Below are 5545 nucleotides of genomic sequence, written 5' to 3' on the forward strand. Positions count from 1 at the left end.
AAGTAAGTCCGGCGGTGTCCTACTCTCCCACAAGGTCCCCCTTGCAGTACCATCGGCGCAGAGAGTCTTAGCTTCCGGGTTCGGAATGTGACCGGGCGTTTCCCTCTCGCTATGGCCGCCGAAACACTAGAGATGTTCTATCTAGAAGTTTCAAGCATTCATTGCTGAATGACTTGGTTCTCGACCGTACATCGAGAACCACATAGTGGACGCAAGCAATCTTGGCCACCCATACCAGCCTTACAACATGTATGGGTGTAGTGATTATCAAGTTATCGGCTTATTAGTACAGGTCAGCTCCACGAGTCTTTAGTCCTCGCTTCCACATCCTGCCTATCAACCCAGTAGTCTAGCTGGGAGCCTCTCACCCCGAAGGGTATGGAAATCTCATCTCAAGGCCGGCTTCCCGCTTAGATGCTTTCAGCGGTTATCCATCCCGAACGTAGCTAATCAGCGGTGCTCCTGGCGGAACAACTGACACACCAGAGGTTCGTCCAACCCGGTCCTCTCGTACTAGGGTCAGATCCTTTCAAATTTCCTACGCGCGCAGCGGATAGGGACCGAACTGTCTCACGACGTTCTAAACCCAGCTCGCGTACCGCTTTAATGGGCGAACAGCCCAACCCTTGGGACCTACTCCAGCCCCAGGATGCGACGAGCCGACATCGAGGTGCCAAACCATGCCGTCGATATGGACTCTTGGGCAAGATCAGCCTGTTATCCCCGAGGTACCTTTTATCCGTTGAGCGACAGCGCTTCCACAAGCCACTGCCGGATCACTAGTCCCGACTTTCGTCCCTGCTCGACTTGTCAGTCTCACAGTCAAGCTCCCTTGTGCACTTACACTCGCCATCTGATTGCCAACCAGATTGAGGGAACCTTTGGGCGCCTCCGTTACTTTTTAGGAGGCAACCGCCCCAGTTAAACTACCCATCAGGCACTGTCCCAGGACCCGATCAGGGTCCGTAGTTAGATATCCAGAGTGACCAGAGTGGTATTTCAACAATGACTCCACCCGAACTAGCGTCCGGGCTTCACAGTCTCCCACCTATCCTACACAAGCCACACCGAACACCAATACCAAACTGTAGTAAAGGTCACGGGGTCTTTCCGTCCTGCTGCGCGTAACGAGCATCTTTACTCGTAGTGCAATTTCGCCGAGTTCGCGGTTGAGACAGCTGGGAAGTCGTTACGCCATTCGTGCAGGTCGGAACTTACCCGACAAGGAATTTCGCTACCTTAGGATGGTTATAGTTACCACCGCCGTTTACTGGGGCTTAAATTCTCAGCTTCGCCTTGCGGCTAACCGTTCCTCTTAACCTTCCAGCACCGGGCAGGCGTCAGTCCGTATACATCGTCTTGCGACTTGGCACGGACCTGTGTTTTTAGTAAACAGTCGCTTCCCACTGGTCTCTGCGGCCTTCAAACGCTCCAGGAGTAAATCCCTTCACGCCTCAGGCCCCCCTTCTCCCGAAGTTACGGGGGCATTTTGCCGAGTTCCTTAACCACGATTCTCTCGATCTCCTTGGTATTCTCTACCTGACCACCTGAGTCGGTTTGGGGTACGGGTGACTGGAACCTCGCGTCGATGCTTTTCTTGGCAGCATAGGATCACTGATTTCGTCCGTGAGGACTACCCATCGGGTCTCAGCCTTATATGAGAGACGGATTTGCCTATCTCTCGGCCTACATCCTTAGACCGGGACAACCATCGCCCGGCTCAGCTACCTTCCTGCGTCACACCTGTTAATACGCTAACCGCACCAGACGGGTTCGAGCGTTAGACCGCACAGCGTCACCCCGAAGGGATCAGTCAGTTGCGGGTTAGGACTCTTAGCACTACTGGATTGGCTTGGGCGGTTCTTCGTCAGTACGGGAATATCAACCCGTTGTCCATCGACTACGCCTGTCGGCCTCGCCTTAGGTCCCGACTTACCCAGGGCGGATTAGCCTGGCCCTGGAACCCTTGGTCTTTCGGAGGACGGGTTTCTCACCCGTCTTTCGCTACTCATGCCTGCATTCTCACTCGTGTGGCGTCCACGGCTGGTTTCCACCGCCGCTTCACTCGCCACACGACGCTCTCCTACCCATCCACACGGCTGGACCACGAAGGCCTGCCACTAATATGAATGCCACAACTTCGGTGGCGTGCTTGAGCCCCGTTACATTGTCGGCGCGGAATCACTTGACCAGTGAGCTATTACGCACTCTTTCAAGGGTGGCTGCTTCTAAGCCAACCTCCTGGTTGTCTGTGCAACTCCACATCCTTTCCCACTTAGCACGCGCTTTGGGACCTTAGTTGGTGGTCTGGGTTGTTTCCCTCTCGACGATGAAGCTTATCCCCCACCGTCTCACTGCTGCGCTCTCACTTACCGGCATTCGGAGTTTGGCTAACGTCAGTAACCTTTTGGGGCCCATCGGCTATCCAGTAGCTCTACCTCCGGCAAGAAACACGCAACGCTGCACCTAAATGCATTTCGGAGAGAACCAGCTATCACGAAGTTTGATTGGCCTTTCACCCCTATCCACAGCTCATCCCCTCCATTTTCAACTGAAGTGGGTTCGGTCCTCCACGACGTCTTACCGTCGCTTCAACCTGGCCATGGATAGATCACTTCGCTTCGGGTCTAGAACATGCGACTCGATCGCCCTATTAAGACTCGCTTTCGCTACGGCTGCCCCTCACGGGTTAACCTCGCCACATATCACTAACTCGCAGGCTCATTCTTCAAAAGGCACGCTGTCACACCAACAAGGGTGCTCCAACGGTTTGTAAGCAAACGGTTTCAGGTACTATTTCACTCCCCTCCCGGGGTACTTTTCACCTTTCCCTCACGGTACTTGTCCGCTATCGGTCATCTGGGAGTATTTAGGCTTATCAGGTGGTCCTGACAGATTCACACGGGATTTCTCGGGCCCCGTGCTACTTGGGATACTCTTCGCGCCATTGCAACATTTCGGCTACGGGGTTGGCACCCTCTCTGACTGGCCTTTCAAGACCATTCGCCTATATTGCGTTGTAACGCTCGCTGTACGGCAGTAACAGCAGAAAAGTCCCACAACCCCGACCATGCAACGCCTGCCGGCTATCACACATGATCGGTTTAGCCTCTTCCGGTTTCGCTCGCCACTACTCACGGAATCACTGTTGTTTTCTCTTCCTGTGGGTACTGAGATGTTTCACTTCCCCACGTTCCCTCTACCCGCCCTATATATTCAGGCGGGAGTCACCGGGTCACCCAAAGGGCCCGGCGGGGTTTCCCCATTCGGAAATCCTCGGATCAAAGCTCTATTATCAGCTCCCCGAGGCTTATCGCAGATTTATACGTCCTTCTTCGGCTCCAGATGCCAAGGCATCCACCGTTTGCTCTTAGAAACTTGAAATCACATGAGTTTGAATCGATTCTTCGTTAGAAAAATTGACCAATGATCTACACAACCCCGAAGGGTTGTTGTTGATCTTTGTGATCCAGACATAAATGCCTGAATCTAAGATGCTCGCGTCCACTGTGTAGTTCTCAAAGTACGGGCGGTACCCTCCCCCACGACCCACACAAGGTGAAACGAGGAAAGGGTCCAGAGGTTCAGTCCAACCAGCCCCCGAAGAAGCTGACCGTTCCGGTCCCTCAGGACCCAACAGCGTGCATATGCCACCACCCCCACCCAGACCACGTTCCGAACTCCAAAAGAGTTGTACTAGCGCCTAAGCGGTTCCTGCAGCATCAATGTCAATGTTCCACCCATGAGCTACCAGCGAGAACGTATGTCTCGATCTGGCGTGCCTGGACAACCAATGATTGCCAGATGCTCCTTAGAAAGGAGGTGATCCAGCCGCACCTTCCGGTACGGCTACCTTGTTACGACTTAGTCCTAATCACCGATCCCACCTTCGACGGCTCCCTCCAAAAGGTTGGGCCACCGGCTTCGGGTGTTACCGACTTTCATGACTTGACGGGCGGTGTGTACAAGGCCCGGGAACGTATTCACCGTGGCGTTGCTGATCCACGATTACTAGCGACTCCGACTTCATGAGGTCGAGTTGCAGACCTCAATCCGAACTGAGACCGGCTTTTTGGGATTCGCTCCACCTTACGGTATTGCAGCCCTTTGTACCGGCCATTGTAGCATGCGTGAAGCCCAAGACATAAGGGGCATGATGATTTGACGTCATCCCCACCTTCCTCCGAGTTGACCCCGGCAGTCTCCTATGAGTTCCCACCATAACGTGCTGGCAACATAGAACGAGGGTTGCGCTCGTTGCGGGACTTAACCCAACATCTCACGACACGAGCTGACGACAACCATGCACCACCTGTTTACGAGTGTCCAAAGAGTTGACCATTTCTGGCCCGTTCTCGTATATGTCAAGCCTTGGTAAGGTTCTTCGCGTTGCATCGAATTAATCCGCATGCTCCGCCGCTTGTGCGGGCCCCCGTCAATTCCTTTGAGTTTTAGCCTTGCGGCCGTACTCCCCAGGCGGGGAACTTAATGCGTTAGCTGCGACACGGAGACCGTGGAATGGTCCCCACATCTAGTTCCCAACGTTTACGGCGTGGACTACCAGGGTATCTAATCCTGTTCGCTCCCCACGCTTTCGCTCCTCAGCGTCAGTTACGGCCCAGAGATCTGCCTTCGCCATCGGTGTTCCTCCTGATATCTGCGCATTCCACCGCTACACCAGGAATTCCAATCTCCCCTACCGCACTCTAGTCTGCCCGTACCCACTGCAGGCTGGAGGTTGAGCCTCCAGTTTTCACAGCAGACGCGACAAACCGCCTACGAGCTCTTTACGCCCAATAATTCCGGACAACGCTTGCACCCTACGTATTACCGCGGCTGCTGGCACGTAGTTAGCCGGTGCTTTTTCTGCAGGTACCGTCACTTTCGCTTCTTCCCTACTAAAAGAGGTTTACAACCCGAAGGCCGTCATCCCTCACGCGGCGTTGCTGCATCAGGCTTGCGCCCATTGTGCAATATTCCCCACTGCTGCCTCCCGTAGGAGTCTGGGCCGTGTCTCAGTCCCAGTGTGGCCGGTCACCCTCTCAGGCCGGCTACCCGTCGTCGCCTTGGTGAGCCATTACCTCACCAACAAGCTGATAGGCCGCGAGTCCATCCTTGACCAAAATTCTTTCCAACTGATGACCATGCGGTCTCAGCTCGTATCCGGTATTAGACGTCGTTTCCAACGCTTATCCCAGAGTCAAGGGCAGGTTACTCACGTGTTACTCACCCGTTCGCCACTGATCCACAAGAGCAAGCTCCTGCTTCACCGTTCGACTTGCATGTGTTAAGCACGCCGCCAGCGTTCGTCCTGAGCCAGGATCAAACTCTCCGTAAATGATTACGCACAAACCAGCAACCGGAATAGGTTCACTGACTTGCAAGTTTGAAACTGACAGAACAAATCATTACTGACTTGCTTTGTTTGTTTAAATGTTTCCCAAAAGGAATCCGCGACCAACCAAAAGGTCAGCCAACGGGTTTTTGGCATTTGACATTGTGCACGCTGTTGAGTTCTCAAGGATCGGACGCACCGGCCCCACCA

General features: G+C 54.0%; 3 rRNA genes. All 3 read right to left on the minus strand.

Going from position 1 to position 5545, the window contains the following annotated elements:
* Window positions 1-6 precede the first annotated feature (6 nt).
* The 3 genes from rrf to N1028_RS19650 all read right to left on the minus strand — a co-directional run bounded on the left by rrf (window position 7) and on the right by N1028_RS19650 (window position 5338).
* Window positions 7-123: ribosomal RNA gene (gene rrf, locus N1028_RS19640) — 5S ribosomal RNA — on the minus strand.
* A 140-nt stretch (window positions 124-263) separates the two neighbouring features.
* A 23S ribosomal RNA gene (locus N1028_RS19645) occupies window positions 264-3384 on the minus strand.
* A 431-nt stretch (window positions 3385-3815) separates the two neighbouring features.
* Window positions 3816-5338 (minus strand): 16S ribosomal RNA (locus N1028_RS19650).
* The 16S, 23S and 5S rRNA genes sit together here, the layout of an rRNA operon.
* Between the last annotated feature and the right edge of the window lie 207 nt (window positions 5339-5545).

Origin of the sequence: Herbiconiux oxytropis, from assembly GCF_024979315.1 — a bacterium.
Taxonomy (GTDB): Bacteria; Actinomycetota; Actinomycetes; order Actinomycetales; family Microbacteriaceae; genus Herbiconiux; species Herbiconiux oxytropis.